We start from the raw sequence: 14,931 nt of genomic DNA on the forward strand, positions 1-14,931 counted from the left end.
CGCAGTTTTTTTATTGAATTTTGTATTTTTATCTCTTAAAACTAGCATAACGCGATTTAAACTTCTCAACACGACCAGCGCTATCCATAATCTTTTGCTTACCTGTATAAAAAGGATGACAATTAGAGCATACATCTAAGTATAGCTCTCTTTTGTCAAGAGTTGAACGTGTCTCAAAAACATTGCCACACGAGCAAGTTACTTCAACATCATTGTAATTAGGATGAATATCTGTTTTCATGTTATGTAAACCATTTCTAATAATAAAAGAGAACAAATTATATGCTATTTGAAACTTATTCATATGCTATTTTTACTTGTTTCTTAGACGCGCAGCATTGCCAATCACAATTAATGAACTAATCGGCATAACAATGGCTGCAAATAGTGGCGTAACCTTTGCCATCATAGCTAATGGTACCATAAAAGCATTGTATAGTAACGCAAAAATAATATTTTGTTTAATAGTGTTGTTAGTGTGTTTTGCTAAATTAATCAGCTCAATAATTGAACTAAGTGTGGGTTTTAAGATAACTAAATCTGCACTATTAATCGACACATCACTACCTGCACCAATCGCAATACTAATATCAGCCTGTACCAAGGCAGGTGCATCATTCACACCATCACCCACCATAAGCACCGTATGATTTTGTTGCAATTGTTTTATATAATCAGCCTTATCTTTTGGCAAGGCCTGCGCAATTACATGTTCAATCCCCAGTTTTGAGGCAATTGTTTGGGTGACTATTTCGCTATCACCACTTAATATACTCACTTGTTTACCTATGAATTTAAGCTGATTAACAACCTCAGCAGTATCTGATTTAATTTGATCTTTTAAAGCAATAAAACCCAATACATTAGATTCGTTAGCACACCAAATACAGATCACACCTTGTTGTCCTAGTAGTCTGGATTTATTTAACAAATTAGCATCCACTTGATGTTTGATATCTACATAAGACAAATCACCGATTTTATAACTTTGCTGATTAATAACACCGCGTACACCCTGGCCATGATCGGCATAAAACTCACTCACTTCTAAAGTACTATTGGCCATATCGACGCCAACAATTGCTTTAGCTAAAGGGTGTTCAGAATGCTTTTCAATGCTGACCATGATATTGATAAAATTGATTTTATCAATCAAAGTTTCAATATGACTGATACTAAATTCACCCTTGGTGAGTGTGCCAGTTTTATCAAAAACAACCCAATCTACCTTGCCTAGCACCTCAAATACGTCATTATTTTTAATGAGTATTTTTTTTTTAATTGCCGCGCCACTTGCAACTGCAATACTCATTGGCGTAGCCAACCCAAACGCACAAGGACAGGTGATAATTAGCACACTGGTGGCACTTAACAATGCCAAATCAAAATCATATGGATACCAATAAATAAAAGTTACTATTGCTAAAAAAATAGTCGTACCAACAAAATAGGGAATAACCTTATCCAGTGTGCAAATAATTGAGCTCTTATTGTACTGCATGCTTTCAACCAAGCTAACAATTTGCCCTAAAGCCGAATTATTTAAAGTTTTTGTTACCCTAATCATAAGACTACCACTGGTATTAATCGAACCAGAAAAAACTTCATCACCAAATTGCTTCCTAACTAATAAAGACTCTCCTGTTAATAGTGACTCATCCACTTCACTATCACCTGATAAAACAATACCGTCCACCGCTAAACGTTCTGCAGGCTTAATCAACACAGTCTCATCTATTTTAATTGCACCTACTGGTGTAATTTTTACCTCGTCTTTACTGACCACATAAGCAACCTTAGGTTGTAACTGTTGCAAAGCGTTAGAAGCCGATAGCGTGGATTTTTTGGCTGAACCTTCAAAATAACGACCAATTAAAATCACAAAGATAAAATTAACTACCGTATCAAAATATACCTCATTTTTAGTAGACACCCCCAATAGCACATACACAGAATAAAAATACGTACTCAACACCCCAATACTAATCGGCACATCCATATTCATAAAACAATTTTTAAGCCCAAAAAAAGCATTTTTAAGAAACGGCATGCCCGCATAAAATAAAGTAGGTGTGGCCAATGTAAAACCCAGCCACTGAAAATAATTATGATATTCCCCACCTGCTGCACCTGTATACATGGCAATTGAAATCCACAATAAATTCATCATCGTAAATGCGCTAAAACTAATACGATAAAGCATGGCTTTATTAGCTTTATTGGCAATAGACTCGGCTATATTTTGCTCGTACGGCATAGCTGCATATCCAAGATCTGCTAATCTTTTCATAATAACAGACAGTTGAATATCAACATCAACCCAACTAAGACGAATACGCTTATTAATTAAACTTACTCGCACCCAAATAATCCCATCAAGTGTACCAATTGCTCTTTCAATTAGCCACACGCAAGCAGCGCAATGAATGGTATCGCTAATCAGAATGATAGTTTTAGTCCTCTCATCAGAAAGCTCTAAAAAAGACTGTTGAAAAGCATCTGCATCATAAAATTCTACTGGATATTCCAAATCAACAGCAGGCAGCAATGAATTGGTTTGTTGATGATAAAAAGAACCCAAACCGTTCAAATAAATAGTTTGACATACGTTTGCACAGCCAGCACAACAAAAGTCTTTTTGCTTGTTTTCAATCGACATTTGGACTTTATTATGGTTAGTAACTTCTAATCCACAGTGATAACAGACATTGCTCATGGTGGTTGATTTTATTGTATTTATGCCTCTAAGCGTTTACAATATCAGCCCAGACTTATTAACTTTGATACAATTTATGCAACACATAAAACAACGATTTTTTAATGATGACTAGTCGCCCCTCTTGCTTTTTAAACAAAAAGCTATACTCTGCACTTTTTAGGCATATAAATCAACCCTTTGCACCTACCACTGTGCATAAATTTTCCATAAAACTTGTAACACTACTTAGTTTGTTATTAATTAGTACTCAAAGTATCTCTAAATCACCAATTCGTCTTTACAAACAATACCTAATTGGCACGCCAAAAGTATATTTACAAAAGTCGTACCCATTAAAAGATTGCTCTGCAAAATACGAAAAAGGAACACTGTGCATGCAAAAACATTCATTAGCCGGAGAAGAAGCTGAAATTGCTTTTCGATTCTTAAACGACAGGCTTATATCAATTGTTCTAATAATGCCACTAGCTGATATCAGCAAAGTTAAGAAAATATTCTATGCACTAAAAACGCAGTTTGATTTAGTATTAATCGAACAAGGCAATAATAAATTAGATATTATCAAAATTAGCACCAACACTTTTAACAAGCATAAACTTGCTAAAATAATTGCTGATTTTGAAAATGAAGCCTACCAAAAACACAATATTAAATACACATTCATCAGTAAAAAGGATTTTATTATTCAATCACGTAAATCACGCAATTTTACTGATATTTTTAAGAATACACCCATGCAAATGCGCGCCGCAACTTACAGCATAGTCTGGAAAAATAGGCAAGTGATTGGCACTATTAGTTTTATTGTGCCTAATATTACTCAATCTTATCTTGATCAAAACCCAATTGTAGAGGACTTCTAGGCTATTTTATGAAAAATATTCACGCTATTATTTTGGCCGCAGGCAAAGGCTCGCGTATGAACTCATCTAAACCAAAAGTTTTGCAAACCTTATCAAATAACACCTTATTGGGGCATATTTTGTCTCAAGTTAAAGGCTTGTGCGATAAAGTTCATGTAGTTTATGGCTTTGAAGGCAACCAAGTACAACGAAAAATTAACGATTCCAATATCAACTGGGTAGAGCAAACCGAACAGTTAGGTACTGGACACGCCGTTGCTCAAGCAATGCCACATATTGAGGACAATTCAATTTCACTCATATTATATGGTGATGTTCCTCTGATTAAAAAATCCACACTAGCTGATTTAATTCATAAAGCACAACAAAGTGGCCTTTCTTTATTGTCTGTAATTTTAGACAATCCAACTGGATATGGACGTATCATTCGTAAAGACAAGCAAATACAAGCCATTGTTGAACAAAAAGATGCAACTAATACGCAACTAAATATTAATGAAGTGAATACGGGCATTATGGCTGTTCACTCACAATTATTAAAACAGTATTTAAGCAAAATCAACTCAAGCAACGCCCAAGGAGAGCTTTATTTAACCGATATTATTGCTTGCGCAATCACTGATGGACAAATTGTTTCATCCATTATTAGCAAAAATAAATTTGAGATAGCGGGTGTAAATGATAAAGTACAATTGGCAGAATTAGAACGTATTTTCCAAATAAATCAAGCAACACAATTTATGCAACAAGGGCTTAGTTTAAAAGACCCAAATAGGTTTGATTGTCGAGGTGTATTCACCTTTGGGAAAGATTGCGAGATTGACATTAACGCGCTCATTGAAGGCGAGGTAGTACTAGGAGACAATACTATAATTGCACCGAATTGTATTATAAAAAACTCCAAAATAGGCAATTGTATATCAATTTTATCAAACTGCGTTATTGAAGATTGCGTTATTGAAGATGGCGCCACTATTGGTCCATTTGCACGCATTCGTCCAAACACTCACATCAAAACTTATGCCAAAATTGGTAATTTTGTTGAAGTTAAAAAGTCCATCATTGGTGAAAACACCAATGTTTCTCATTTAAGCTATATAGGCGATGCCATTATCGGCAAGAACGTCAACATTAGCGCTGGTGTCATAACTTGTAATTACGATGGTATTAACAAACATCAAACCATCATTGGCGATGGTGCATTCATTGGTTCTGATTCTCAACTAGTTGCACCCATCAAAATTGGTAAAAATGCCACAATTGGTGCAGGTTCCACCATCACTAAAGCAGCACCTGATAATCAATTAAGTTTAAGTCGTACCAAACAAATCAGCCTAAAAAATTGGCAACGTCCGACTAAAAAATAAATGCACTCTGTCTCACATTTAACATAGGCTTAAATATCTTTAAGATAGGTTTTTTATAAATAGTCAGGGCTTATGTGATCCTATCATTTTTTCTTGACGCCTCTTGTTAAGATTTATTTAAATAAAATTTATAGCGCTTTAAACAACTCATTTTAAAAAAGATACAAATTGATACTATCAAAACAACCTTCTTAGGGGATATTTTTTATTTTTCAAATAAATTAAAATTCAATGCCTTCAATTTGTGCAATAGTATGAATATCCTTATCACCACGGCCTGAAAGGTTAATAATGATATGTTTATCTTTACCTAATTCTTTTGCAAGTTTAATACCATAAGCCACAGCATGAGAAGATTCCAATGCTGGCAAAATACCTTCAACTTTGGTGAGTACATGAAATGCTTCTAATGCCTCTTTATCAGTAATTGCCACGTATCGTGCACGCCCACTATCTTTTAAATATGCATGTTCTGGACCAACACCAGGATAATCAAGACCTGCCGAGATTGAATGTCCTTCAATAATTTGTCCATTTTCATCTTCCATTAAATAAGTACGATTACCGTGTAAAACACCCACACTACCTGCACAAAGTGGAGCGGAATGTGCAGTTGGACCTTTTTCTAAACCATATCCTGCTGCCTCAACACCATAGATTTCAACTGAGGCGTCATCAATAAATGCATGAAACAAACCAATCGCATTTGAACCACCACCCACACAAGCTACCAAAACATCAGGCAAACCACCCACTTGTGCAGCAAATTGTACTTTTGTTTCTTTACCAATAATACTTTGAAAATCTCGTACCATCATTGGGTAAGGATGTGGACCTACGACTGTACCAATAATATAGAACGTATCATCAATATTCGTCACCCAATCGCGCATCGCTTCATTAATTGAGTCTTTAAGTGTTTTTGAACCTAAAGTAACTGGAATAACCGTAGCACCTAACAACTTCATGCGAAAAACGTTGAGCGCTTGGCGAGCCACATCCACCTCACCCATATAAACCACACATTCTAGCCCCAGACGCGCTGCAACCGTTGCCGTTGCCACTCCATGCTGACCAGCACCCGTTTCAGCAATAATGCGTGTTTTACCCATACGCTTAGCAAGTAGTGCCTGACCAATGGTGTTGTTAATTTTATGTGCACCCGTATGATTTAAATCTTCACGTTTAAGATAAATCTGAGCGCCATCCAATTTCTTGCTTAAATTTTGTGCATGATAAAGTGGCGTTTCACGACCTACATAATGCTTTAAATCCTGTTCAAACTCACGAATAAAATCTTCATCATCTTTAAACTTAGCATAAGCATCTTTGAGTTCAGTAACAGCTATCATGAGTGTTTCTGCAGTAAAAATACCGCCATATTGCTCAAAATGACCCTTATCATCTGGTAAATTGTAACTACTCATAGATTTGCTTTTTGCATAAATTGTTTAATCTTGTTAATATCTTTAATACCTTTTTCACTTTCAACACCACTTGACACATCAACCGCATAAGGATGTACTTGGTCAATAGCATCAGCCACCGTATTAGGGCTAATCCCGCCCGCTAAAATAATAGGCAGATTAATATCAACTTTAGCCAAGTGCCAATCAAAATGCTCGCCTGTACCGCCATAAATATTTTTGTTAAACGTATCTAATAACAAACCACTAGCCTGATGGTACTCATCTGCCATTTTAGTGATATTAGTATGCTCATTCACACGCAAAGCCCTAATAAACGGCATGGCATATTGAGCGCACTCATGTGCTGACTCATCGCCATGAAATTGCAAAGTATCCAGTGGCACTTCACACAATACTTCATCAATAAAGTATGCATCCGCATTCACAAACAAGCCCACACGATTCACAAAGGGGGGTAATACGCTTACAATATCAATCGCAGTTTCGATATCAACACAACGTGGAGATTTGTCATAAAACACCAAGCCAATTGCATCAATACCAAGTATGGTAGCTTGATTGGCATTATCTGCATTAGTAAATCCACAAACCTTAATCTTCATTACTTACCCTCAGCATCTAATTTTGCTTTAATCTTATCTCTATCAACCCACCAATCATCAGCCACTAACTGGTCAATAGCACCTGAAAGTTTTTTCAAAAATACTTTTGGCTTGTCTAATTGTAAGGTTTTACGCCATAAATCAAAAGCTGATTGATTAGTAACATGAGAATGCTCACCCGCAACAGATGCCATCATTTGTGATGCAAAAAAAGTTAAATCATCATCCGCACCACAACGCATGGAAGTAATATAATTCGCCGTTGCAGCGGCAATAGCGCAAGTATCTGCCTCTTTTGGCGACTCCTCAACCAAATATTGTAACATTACAACAGTCAACTCTGGGTTAATTGGAAAGGTAACACCTAACCACAACGCATGACCTAAGGCTTTCAAAGCATCTGGTCCTTCGGATAAAAACATTACATCACAGGCTTCAACCGCCAACTCCCAAAGCTCATTATCCCTTGCGATATCAAAAGCACTAAATGCCTTTTTCCAAGCATCTGAACCCTTATAACGCTCAATTTGGATTCTACCAATCTCTAATAAATTTTTAATTTTCTTCTCAGCAGGCGTATCTGCAGTTTGCGCTTGGATTTGTTTTTCAAAAAAATCCAGTCTAGACTGAAGTTGCTCTTCATTGGCATATAAATCCTCACCACTTTCAGCATCAAAAATCTGCCCTTTATTTAAGTATTTTCCCATCAGCTGTTTCCTAATAAAAGGCCGCCTCTAAACGGTCCTCCCAATTATCAGGCACATCCACATAATCAGGCTTCACATCCATCTTAAAAAACCGCTCATTGGATACTTTAGACACTTGCTTCAAAACTATAACCAACACCTCAAAACTTTCAACCTGTGGATTAGCAATAATTACTTCACTCAACAATAACATTTTACCATATATTCATATAAATATCTTTGATTCATGATTTGTATACAATCTTCATATTCATCTACCTTTCCAGCAAGAAAATTTTTTACCATTAACTTGACTGTATCTACACATAAATTCTGTAAATTTTCTATTAAAATAAAGTTGGTTGGTTATTTATTGTTATCAATATATTCATATCCAATATCTAAACAATCGACTTCAAACAGTTCATCCTTTTCATCAAAATCTGAACATATAATTTTGAATAGAAAATAAAAATTATAATTACATTCTATATATTTAATACTTGTTCTTTTATAATCTTCTTATTTGCCTTATTTTATATTTTCCACGACTTTGAAATTCAAGATAATTTTTATCTCTTAAAATTTATAACTATTACCTTACCATTGCTTGAATATTATTATTTTCTGTATATTTCAACTTTAAAAATTTCTAAAATTGATAAATACCGTTCAAATTAAAACTATTTTTATCATAATTCAAAAAAGCTTAGGTTTAAGTCATTTTACAATCCTTCTATCATTGTTAAATATACACCATCAATAATTTTATTTATCCAGCTTTCACTTAAAGCCATTATTTTTTGAGAATTACTATTATATACATTGGCAATAGATGAATAAAGATTCAAACTCATTGTTACTTTGGAAGTAGTGTTTTCAAAGATCGGCATAATTCATAATTAAAACTGAATCTATTTTTTAATAACTTTTTTCTTTTTTCTAGGCTTAGCTTTGGCCTTTATTTTTCCAGAAACGGCTTTTTTGCATTCTTTAAGAGTTAAGTCGACTGGATTTTTATTGCCGAAGACTTTTTTAATGGTGATATTTTTTTGACCTTTTCCTTTCTTTTTTCCGTTCCAGATATAAGGGCCAAAGCGGCCTTTGAGGACTTTGATATTGGAATCATCAAAGGTTTTAATTATACGTTCGGCGTCGAATTTCTCTTTATAAGCAATCAATTCTAGTGCTTTTTCTAGGCTAACTTTTTCTGGGATATCTTCTTTGAGTGAAACGTATTTTTTGTCATATTCGATGTAAGGGCCAAAGCGGCCATAGTTGGCTTTTATGGTGCCAAAATCATCAGTTTCTCCGACGGTACGTGGCATATTGAATAATTCTAAAGCTTCATCAAGAGTGATACTTTCAATGTCTAATGAGTCTCTGAGTGATGCAAAAATTGGTTTATCTTCGTCGTCTTTATGGCCGATTTGGGCGAAAGCACCGTATCTACCAAAACGTACGCTAACGAGTTTACCACTTTTTGGATCTGTACCGAGTTCACGCATGCCGTGTGTTTCTTCTCTGGAAATATCAGCAGCATCTTCTATTTTTTTATGAAAAGGAGTATAAAAATTCTTAACCACACCTTGCCACGAAATATTTTGTGTGGCAATGGCATCAAAATCATTTTCAAGTTTAGCAGTGAATTCATAATCAATGATATTATTAAAATATTTGACTAAAAAATCGGTGAGTAAATAAGCAACATTAGTTGGAAATAGTTTATTTTTTTCAGCACCAGTTACTTCACTTGGTTGTGATTGAATGATTTGGTTGTCTTTGATTTCAATAAGTTGATACCCACGCTCCACACCTTCTCTAGTCTCTTTTGTGACATAATTTCTGTCTTGTACTGTAGATACCATAGTGGCAAATGTTGAAGGCCTGCCGATACCCATTTCTTCAATTTTTTTCACCAATGAAGCTTCAGTATAACGTGGCTTGGCCCTTGAAAAACTCTCCCTGGCTTTAAAACTAGCTAAACTCAACATATCTTCCTTGTTTAAATCAGGTAATAATTTATTTTCTGACGAGAAATAATCATAAACTCTTAAAAACCCTGGAAATGTCAATATTTCGTCATTAGCTAAGAATTTTTCATCAAGCCCTGAAATATTGATTTTTATTTGAGTTTTTTGTAATTGAGCATCACTCATTTGGCAAGCCAACGTGCGTTTGTAAATAAGGCTATACAATTTAGCGGCTTGATCTTCAATACCAAAAATACTAGGCTTAGTTAAATTAGTTGGACGAATTGCCTCGTGTGCCTTTTGTGCGCTTGTATCTTTGGTTTTATATCTTCTTATGTGATGATATTCACTGCCAAATTCTTTTACAATAATTTGACCAGTTACATCAATTGCTATTTCTGAAAGCGTAAATGAATCGGTTCGCATATAAGTAATAAAACCTTCACGATACAAATTTTGCGCCAAGGTCATGGTCTGTTTAACTGAAAAGCCTAATTTTTGAGAAGCTTCTTGTTGTAAAGTCGAAGTAATAAAGGGTGGTTTTGGTGAACGTTTATAGGACTTTTTCTCAATTGATGTAACGGTTAAATTGGCTGATAAAAAGGCATTAATAAAATCCAACACTTTCTTTTTAGATTCAAACTCTTTGCTCAGTTTAACCTCAAACAACCCACCACCTTCACTCGTCAGTTCTGCTTTAACTTTATAAGTAGAATTTGTGATATGTTGGCTAATTTCTCGCTCTCGTTCGACAACAAGGCGCATCACTGGAGATTGCACCCTACCAGCGGAACGTGCACCCGAAATTTTGCGCCATAGAACAGGAGATATTTCAAAACCCACCAATCTGTCAATAATACGGCGTGCTTGTTGAGCATCAACAAGCTGATAATCAACCGTTCTAGGCTCTACAATAGCATGAGTAATTGCACTTTCGGTAATCTCATGAAAGACAATTCTTGGAGTGTCTTTGGGTAAATTGAGCGCTTCTAGTAAATGCCAAGCAATGGCTTCACCTTCGCGATCCTCATCCGTTGCGAGATAGACTTTTTCTGCTGCTTTTACAGCCTTACGTAAATCAGCGACAACTTTTTTCTTATCCGTGGTAATTTCATAGGTGGGGGCAAAATTGTTTTCAATATCAATGCCCATATTTTTCTTGGGCATGTCACGAATGTGACCAATACTAGATTTAACGCTAAAGCCCTTGCCTAAAAACTTTTCAATGGTTTTAGCTTTAGCAGGAGACTCAACAATAACAAGATTTTTTTCCATTATTGAATAGTGCGATTGTCATCAAGAAACACGATAGATTCTAGCCATTGCGCTGATATTTCGTTATCAACACTATTACCTAATACCATCATAACTACCCATTTAAGATCTTCTAAAGAGATACTGGCACTACCCAATGACATAATTTGATCAATAATCATTTCTCTCTGATTGGCATCTAATTGTCCAATATTTTCCATAAACAACAAAAATCCTCTAGATTTTGCATTGAGTTTTATTTTTTCAGCCTCAGTATAAATACGCATACTACCTTCATAAATCGTCTTGAATGGCTTAATCTTACCATCTTGAATGGCGGCAATATTTTCTAGCCAGCTAAGCGCTTTATCAATGCGCATTATGTCAAATCCAATGTCTGAAAGGTGTGCTTTTAGCTCGATATCATCAATTTCATGAATAGAGTCTTGCCCTGCCTCTTCAAAAAGATAATCAAACATATATGTTAGAACATCAAGAATATTATTTGTCATAAAGTCTCACTTAATTAGTGCGTAGCCTGACACTATAATTTTAGCTACCTTATTTTCAAGCTCAAGTAATAAAAACACTCGAGTAATTATCTGCGGACTAAAGTTGGTTTTTTCAATCAACTCATCAACTGTCACCGCATTATAACTTAGACATTTTAATAGTATAGCGTCTATTTTGTCTACATTTTTTAGATAAGTTAGGTTCTTTTTTAAGTAAAACTGACAAACCCAAGCCCTTTGTTTTGAGTGACTCGGATAGTATGCCCTCAATATTGTCAATTAGTTTAGCCTCTTACTTAATGAGTCCATGGCATCTCTTTGATAATAGGTTATGAATTGAAACTAGGTATTGCAAACACGTCTTTGCTTTGTTTAACAGTTAATTTCGCAGTAATCATGGTGCCACTTTTAATGTTTATCTTTACTGTTAAACCATCAAGACTCAATCCACTGATCTTAAAAAGTTACTGGCCATAAGAGAGGCCAATGGAAAGTTCTGAAATAAAGTACACCACACATTGAAATTTGGTGTGCCAAAGATTTATGCTTTGCTAGATAAATTCTATCAAACTCTGTACCCAGGAAACTGCAATCATTTGTGGTCTGCATAAAGCACCAATACAACTTAAATAATTCAAAAACAAGGGCATACACTATCTTCATCACCTAATATTAGATTCCTGCTACCAATAATAGTCAACTATGATTTTGACAAACATTCAACATCGCCTCTAACATAAAACAGTGTTGACGGATCTGAAATGGTTTTTAGTTGTTTAAGGTATTTTTCATCAGTTAAAATTAAAATGTAATAATTATCGTTCTTTGTACAATCAGTGTCTGCTTGAACCAATGATTTATCAGCTTATTGCAACAAGTGTGCTAATACCTCTTTTTTAAATAAGTTCAAATGCTTACGTCACTCATCAGATACTTCAAAACACTTAATTCTAATGATTCAAAATATTTTTACCTAAATACAAGGCCATCTTTAATAATATTAATCAATGAATAATACAACATTTAAGCTTTTATTTTAATCCTAAAATGAACTATTGTAGCATTTTAAATATAGATATAAAACGATATAATATTAAAGCTTAAACAAGGCAACAAATATAAGTCTGGTGAATTAAATTATGGTAGAATTGTTTGATCTAATCAAAGATTTTCTATTATGAAGCAAAAAAGAACCTTTCAACCAAGTGTTATCAAACGTAAACGTACACATGGTTTCAGATCAAGAATGAGCACCAAATCAGGACGCGCTGTTATTAATGCACGTAGAAAAAAGGGACGTAAGCGTTTAGCAGCTTAGCTAATTTAAGTGTCCCTTAGGCCAATATGCAACTTATATAAAGCTATTTTTAATCATGGTAAAATGACCAAAGGGCAATACTGGAAAATCATCGCAAAAAAAATTGATAGGCCTACACCACGCCTTAGGCTTGTCATTTCAAAAAAAGTTCATAAATTAGCTGTTGATAGGAATAGAGTCAAAAGAATTGCACGAGAAACCTTTAGAACGCACCAGAATGACTTAAATCATTGGGAGTTTGTAGTGATGGTAAAACATTCAAAACCCACTAAAAACTCCATAATAACCGATGATTTACTACATTTATTCAAAAAAATAACCGCTCATTAAATGCATTACTTACTCTTAATGCCCATTAAATTTTATCGATTATTTATTAGTCCCCTACTAGGTTCTAATTGTCGTTTTCAGCCAACTTGCTCGCAATATGCTTATGACGTAATTCAAACGCATGGATTTTTTAAGGGACTTGGCCTTAGTTTAAAACGTATTAGTAAATGTCATTCATGGCATGATGGTGGGTTTGACCCCGTACCAAAAAAATAATGCCGCTCTTTAATTAAAGAATAATCTTATGAACAATCAAAAAAATTTTCTTATTGTTGCTATTTTTTTAAGTGTTTTTCTCTTATGGGATAAGTGGGGGGTAACACATGTAGTGGGTGCAAACGGTAATTTAATCAGCCAAACAAAAATTAAAGACGCTAGCACAATAAACAATTCCTTGACAAATAAGAACCTAAACGCGTCCAGCATTATACATCGTAATGCCGAATTAGATCTTCCTAATACTATTACAAAAAATCAAGCTCCATTTACAACAGTCGTAACAGATTTACTAACTCTAGAAATTAGCCACAAGGGTGGCACTATCCAAAATGCATGGCTTAATGATTACCCAATAGAGATTAATTCTGAACAAAAATTTCAACTGCTCAGTAATAAAGCTGATGAAATATTCCAAGCACAAAGTGGTTTATTGCCGCAAGGACAAACCCCTACCCATCACTCAATATTTAGTTCAAAAAATAGCCATTATCAAATGGATGGCAATAGCTTGGTTGTGCCTTTCACTTGGAAAAGTGAGAATGGTATCAAAGTCATCAAACGATATCACTTTAACAAAAACAGCTACGTGATTGGTATTGATTACCAAATAACTAATACTACTAACAATACACTAAATATAACTAGTTACACACAATTAGTTCGCAATGCGCTCGACCAGTCCAATATGATAATACCAACCTACACAGGTGGTGCAAGGTTTGATGATCAGGATGTATATGAAAAAATAGAGTTTGAAGATTTTAACGACCAACCAAAAACCACCTCTAAAGGCGGTTGGATAGCAATGATTGAGCATTACTTTTTTGTGGCTGCAATCCCAGATGTAAACCAAATACATACTTATTCATCAAAGATTATCAATGGTGAGTATTTACTAACCGTTGTAAACCCAGAATTAGTAATTGCACCTGGTGCAATAGTAACTCTACCAAGCAGTAGCCTTTATATCGGACCTAAAGAGCAAAAGCAAATTAACAATGTTGCTCCAGGCTTAGACAAAACTGTTGACTATGGTGTGTTGTTTATTATTGCCAAGCCATTATCTGAGCTACTTAACTGGATTTATTCAATAATTCACTCTTGGGGTTATTCTATTATCACCCTTACTTTGTTAATTAAATTAGCGTTTTATAAACTCAGCGAAAAATCATACCGCTCAATGGCAGGCATGCGACAGCTTGCCCCAAGATTAACAAAACTTAAAGAGACCTATGGTGATGACAAGCAAAAACTAGGTCAAAAAACTATGGAATTATATAAAAAGGAAAAAATTAATCCTGCCTCTGGCTGTTTACCCATTTTAGTACAAATTCCTGTATTTATTTCACTCTACTGGGTGCTATTAGAAATGGTTGAATTGCGTCAAGCACCGTTTTGGTATTTAACCGATTTATCAGCTCAAGACCCTTACTATATTTTGCCACTTATTATGGGTGTTTCAATGTTTGCTCAACAAAAACTAAATCCACCGCCGCCTGACCCAATGCAGGCAAAAATTATGATGGCATTGCCTTTTGTATTTACCATTTTCTTCCTATGGTTCCCATCTGGATTGGTGCTTTATTGGGTGGTCAATAACATCTTATCAATCACCCAACAATGGGTGATTAATAAACGCATTAATGGCTAAAAATTGT

Annotated in this window: 16 protein-coding genes; 6 read left to right on the forward strand and 10 right to left on the reverse strand. The window is 34.9% G+C overall.

Annotation, left to right across the window (positions count from 1 at the left end):
- Positions 1 to 28: 28 nt before the first annotated feature.
- Both rpmE and RMAG_RS05140 read right to left on the reverse strand, forming a co-directional pair.
- Positions 29 to 241: a 50S ribosomal protein L31 gene (rpmE, locus tag RMAG_RS05135; protein WP_024792196.1), complete on the reverse strand. Its 213-nt coding sequence runs from the start codon at positions 239 to 241 to the stop codon at positions 29 to 31.
- A gap of 72 nt (positions 242 to 313) precedes the next feature.
- Positions 314 to 2,716, reverse strand: a complete 2,403-nt coding sequence (locus RMAG_RS05140) for a heavy metal translocating P-type ATPase (RefSeq protein ID WP_011738358.1) — start codon at positions 2,714 to 2,716, stop codon at positions 314 to 316.
- Between the two features lie 233 nt (positions 2,717 to 2,949).
- On the opposite strand from RMAG_RS05140, the gene RMAG_RS05145 reads away from it, so the two are divergent.
- On the forward strand, positions 2,950 to 3,582 hold the full coding sequence (locus RMAG_RS05145) for a hypothetical protein (RefSeq protein WP_236608567.1): 633 nt from the start codon (positions 2,950 to 2,952) through the stop codon (positions 3,580 to 3,582).
- Between the two features lie 8 nt (positions 3,583 to 3,590).
- Entirely contained in the window at positions 3,591 to 4,949 is a 1,359-nt protein-coding gene (gene glmU / locus RMAG_RS05150; protein WP_011738360.1) for a bifunctional UDP-N-acetylglucosamine diphosphorylase/glucosamine-1-phosphate N-acetyltransferase GlmU, read from the forward strand.
- 221 nt (positions 4,950 to 5,170) lie between these two features.
- Here the strand turns inward: glmU and trpB are convergent, their stop codons facing one another.
- The 8 genes from trpB to RMAG_RS06315 form a co-directional block, all read right to left on the reverse strand.
- Entirely contained in the window at positions 5,171 to 6,376 is a 1,206-nt protein-coding gene (trpB, locus tag RMAG_RS05155) for a tryptophan synthase subunit beta (RefSeq protein ID WP_011738361.1), read from the reverse strand.
- Positions 6,373 to 6,981, reverse strand: coding sequence for a phosphoribosylanthranilate isomerase (locus tag RMAG_RS05160; RefSeq protein WP_011738362.1), 609 nt, complete (start codon positions 6,979 to 6,981; stop codon positions 6,373 to 6,375). The genes trpB and RMAG_RS05160 overlap by 4 nt, the downstream gene beginning before the upstream one ends.
- Positions 6,981 to 7,688 carry a hypothetical protein gene (locus RMAG_RS05165; RefSeq protein ID WP_011738363.1) on the reverse strand — a complete coding sequence of 236 codons (708 nt, stop codon included), beginning with the start codon at positions 7,686 to 7,688 and terminating at the stop codon, positions 6,981 to 6,983. Before RMAG_RS05165 ends, RMAG_RS05160 begins: the two co-directional genes overlap by 1 nt.
- A 10-nt stretch (positions 7,689 to 7,698) precedes the next feature.
- A complete protein-coding gene (locus RMAG_RS05170; protein ID WP_024792194.1) occupies positions 7,699 to 7,881 on the reverse strand; it encodes a hypothetical protein in 183 nt (60 codons plus the stop codon).
- A 700-nt stretch (positions 7,882 to 8,581) separates the two neighbouring features.
- Positions 8,582 to 10,915, reverse strand: a complete 2,334-nt coding sequence (gene topA / locus RMAG_RS05175) for a type I DNA topoisomerase (protein WP_011738364.1) — start codon at positions 10,913 to 10,915, stop codon at positions 8,582 to 8,584.
- A complete protein-coding gene (locus RMAG_RS05180) occupies positions 10,915 to 11,406 on the reverse strand; it encodes a Smg family protein (protein WP_011738365.1) in 492 nt (163 codons plus the stop codon). Before RMAG_RS05180 ends, topA begins: the two co-directional genes overlap by 1 nt.
- Positions 11,407 to 11,412: 6 nt before the next feature.
- Positions 11,413 to 11,685: a DprA-like winged helix domain-containing protein gene (locus RMAG_RS06305; RefSeq protein ID WP_034415916.1), complete on the reverse strand. Its 273-nt coding sequence runs from the start codon at positions 11,683 to 11,685 to the stop codon at positions 11,413 to 11,415.
- Positions 11,686 to 11,735: 50 nt separating this feature from the next.
- Positions 11,736 to 11,852: a hypothetical protein gene (locus RMAG_RS06315; RefSeq protein ID WP_479722934.1), complete on the reverse strand. Its 117-nt coding sequence runs from the start codon at positions 11,850 to 11,852 to the stop codon at positions 11,736 to 11,738.
- Positions 11,853 to 12,583: 731 nt separating this feature from the next.
- Between RMAG_RS06315 and rpmH the strand changes: the two genes are divergently transcribed.
- Genes rpmH through yidC form a run of 4 tightly spaced genes read left to right on the forward strand, consistent with a single transcriptional unit; the run spans position 12,584 to position 14,924 of the window.
- Entirely contained in the window at positions 12,584 to 12,724 is a 141-nt protein-coding gene (gene rpmH, locus RMAG_RS05190; RefSeq protein WP_011738366.1) for a 50S ribosomal protein L34, read from the forward strand.
- Between the two features lie 9 nt (positions 12,725 to 12,733).
- Positions 12,734 to 13,054: a ribonuclease P protein component gene (gene rnpA / locus RMAG_RS05195; RefSeq protein ID WP_011738367.1), complete on the forward strand. Its 321-nt coding sequence runs from the start codon at positions 12,734 to 12,736 to the stop codon at positions 13,052 to 13,054.
- Positions 13,055 to 13,270 (forward strand): membrane protein insertion efficiency factor YidD, encoded by a 216-nt coding sequence (yidD, locus tag RMAG_RS05200; RefSeq protein ID WP_011738368.1) that lies wholly within the window; start codon positions 13,055 to 13,057, stop codon positions 13,268 to 13,270.
- Positions 13,271 to 13,298: 28 nt separating this feature from the next.
- A complete protein-coding gene (gene yidC, locus RMAG_RS05205) occupies positions 13,299 to 14,924 on the forward strand; it encodes a membrane protein insertase YidC (RefSeq protein ID WP_011738369.1) in 1,626 nt (541 codons plus the stop codon).
- Positions 14,925 to 14,931: the final 7 nt, after the last annotated feature.

It is taken from the genome of Candidatus Ruthia magnifica str. Cm (Calyptogena magnifica) (genome assembly GCF_000015105.1).
In the GTDB taxonomy this organism is placed as follows: domain Bacteria; phylum Pseudomonadota; class Gammaproteobacteria; order PS1; family Pseudothioglobaceae; genus Ruthia; species Ruthia magnifica.

Excerpts from the sequence above, each read along its gene's own strand:
- RMAG_RS05140 (WP_011738358.1), bottom strand. The coding sequence starts at position 2,716 with ATGAGCAATGTCTGTTATCACTGTGGATTAGAAGTTACTAACCATAAT.
- trpB (WP_011738361.1), bottom strand. The coding sequence starts at position 6,376 with ATGAGTAGTTACAATTTACCAGATGATAAGGGTCATTTTGAGCAATAT.
- RMAG_RS05180 (WP_011738365.1), bottom strand. The coding sequence starts at position 11,406 with ATGACAAATAATATTCTTGATGTTCTAACATATATGTTTGATTATCTT.
- yidD (WP_011738368.1), top strand. The coding sequence starts at position 13,055 with ATGCATTACTTACTCTTAATGCCCATTAAATTTTATCGATTATTTATT.
- yidC (WP_011738369.1), top strand. The coding sequence starts at position 13,299 with ATGAACAATCAAAAAAATTTTCTTATTGTTGCTATTTTTTTAAGTGTT.
- topA (WP_011738364.1), bottom strand. The coding sequence starts at position 10,915 with ATGGAAAAAAATCTTGTTATTGTTGAGTCTCCTGCTAAAGCTAAAACC.
- RMAG_RS05160 (WP_011738362.1), bottom strand. The coding sequence starts at position 6,981 with ATGAAGATTAAGGTTTGTGGATTTACTAATGCAGATAATGCCAATCAA.
- rpmH (WP_011738366.1), top strand. The coding sequence starts at position 12,584 with ATGAAGCAAAAAAGAACCTTTCAACCAAGTGTTATCAAACGTAAACGT.
- glmU (WP_011738360.1), top strand. The coding sequence starts at position 3,591 with ATGAAAAATATTCACGCTATTATTTTGGCCGCAGGCAAAGGCTCGCGT.
- RMAG_RS05165 (WP_011738363.1), bottom strand. The coding sequence starts at position 7,688 with ATGGGAAAATACTTAAATAAAGGGCAGATTTTTGATGCTGAAAGTGGT.
- rpmE (WP_024792196.1), bottom strand. The coding sequence starts at position 241 with ATGAAAACAGATATTCATCCTAATTACAATGATGTTGAAGTAACTTGC.
- RMAG_RS05170 (WP_024792194.1), bottom strand. The coding sequence starts at position 7,881 with ATGTTATTGTTGAGTGAAGTAATTATTGCTAATCCACAGGTTGAAAGT.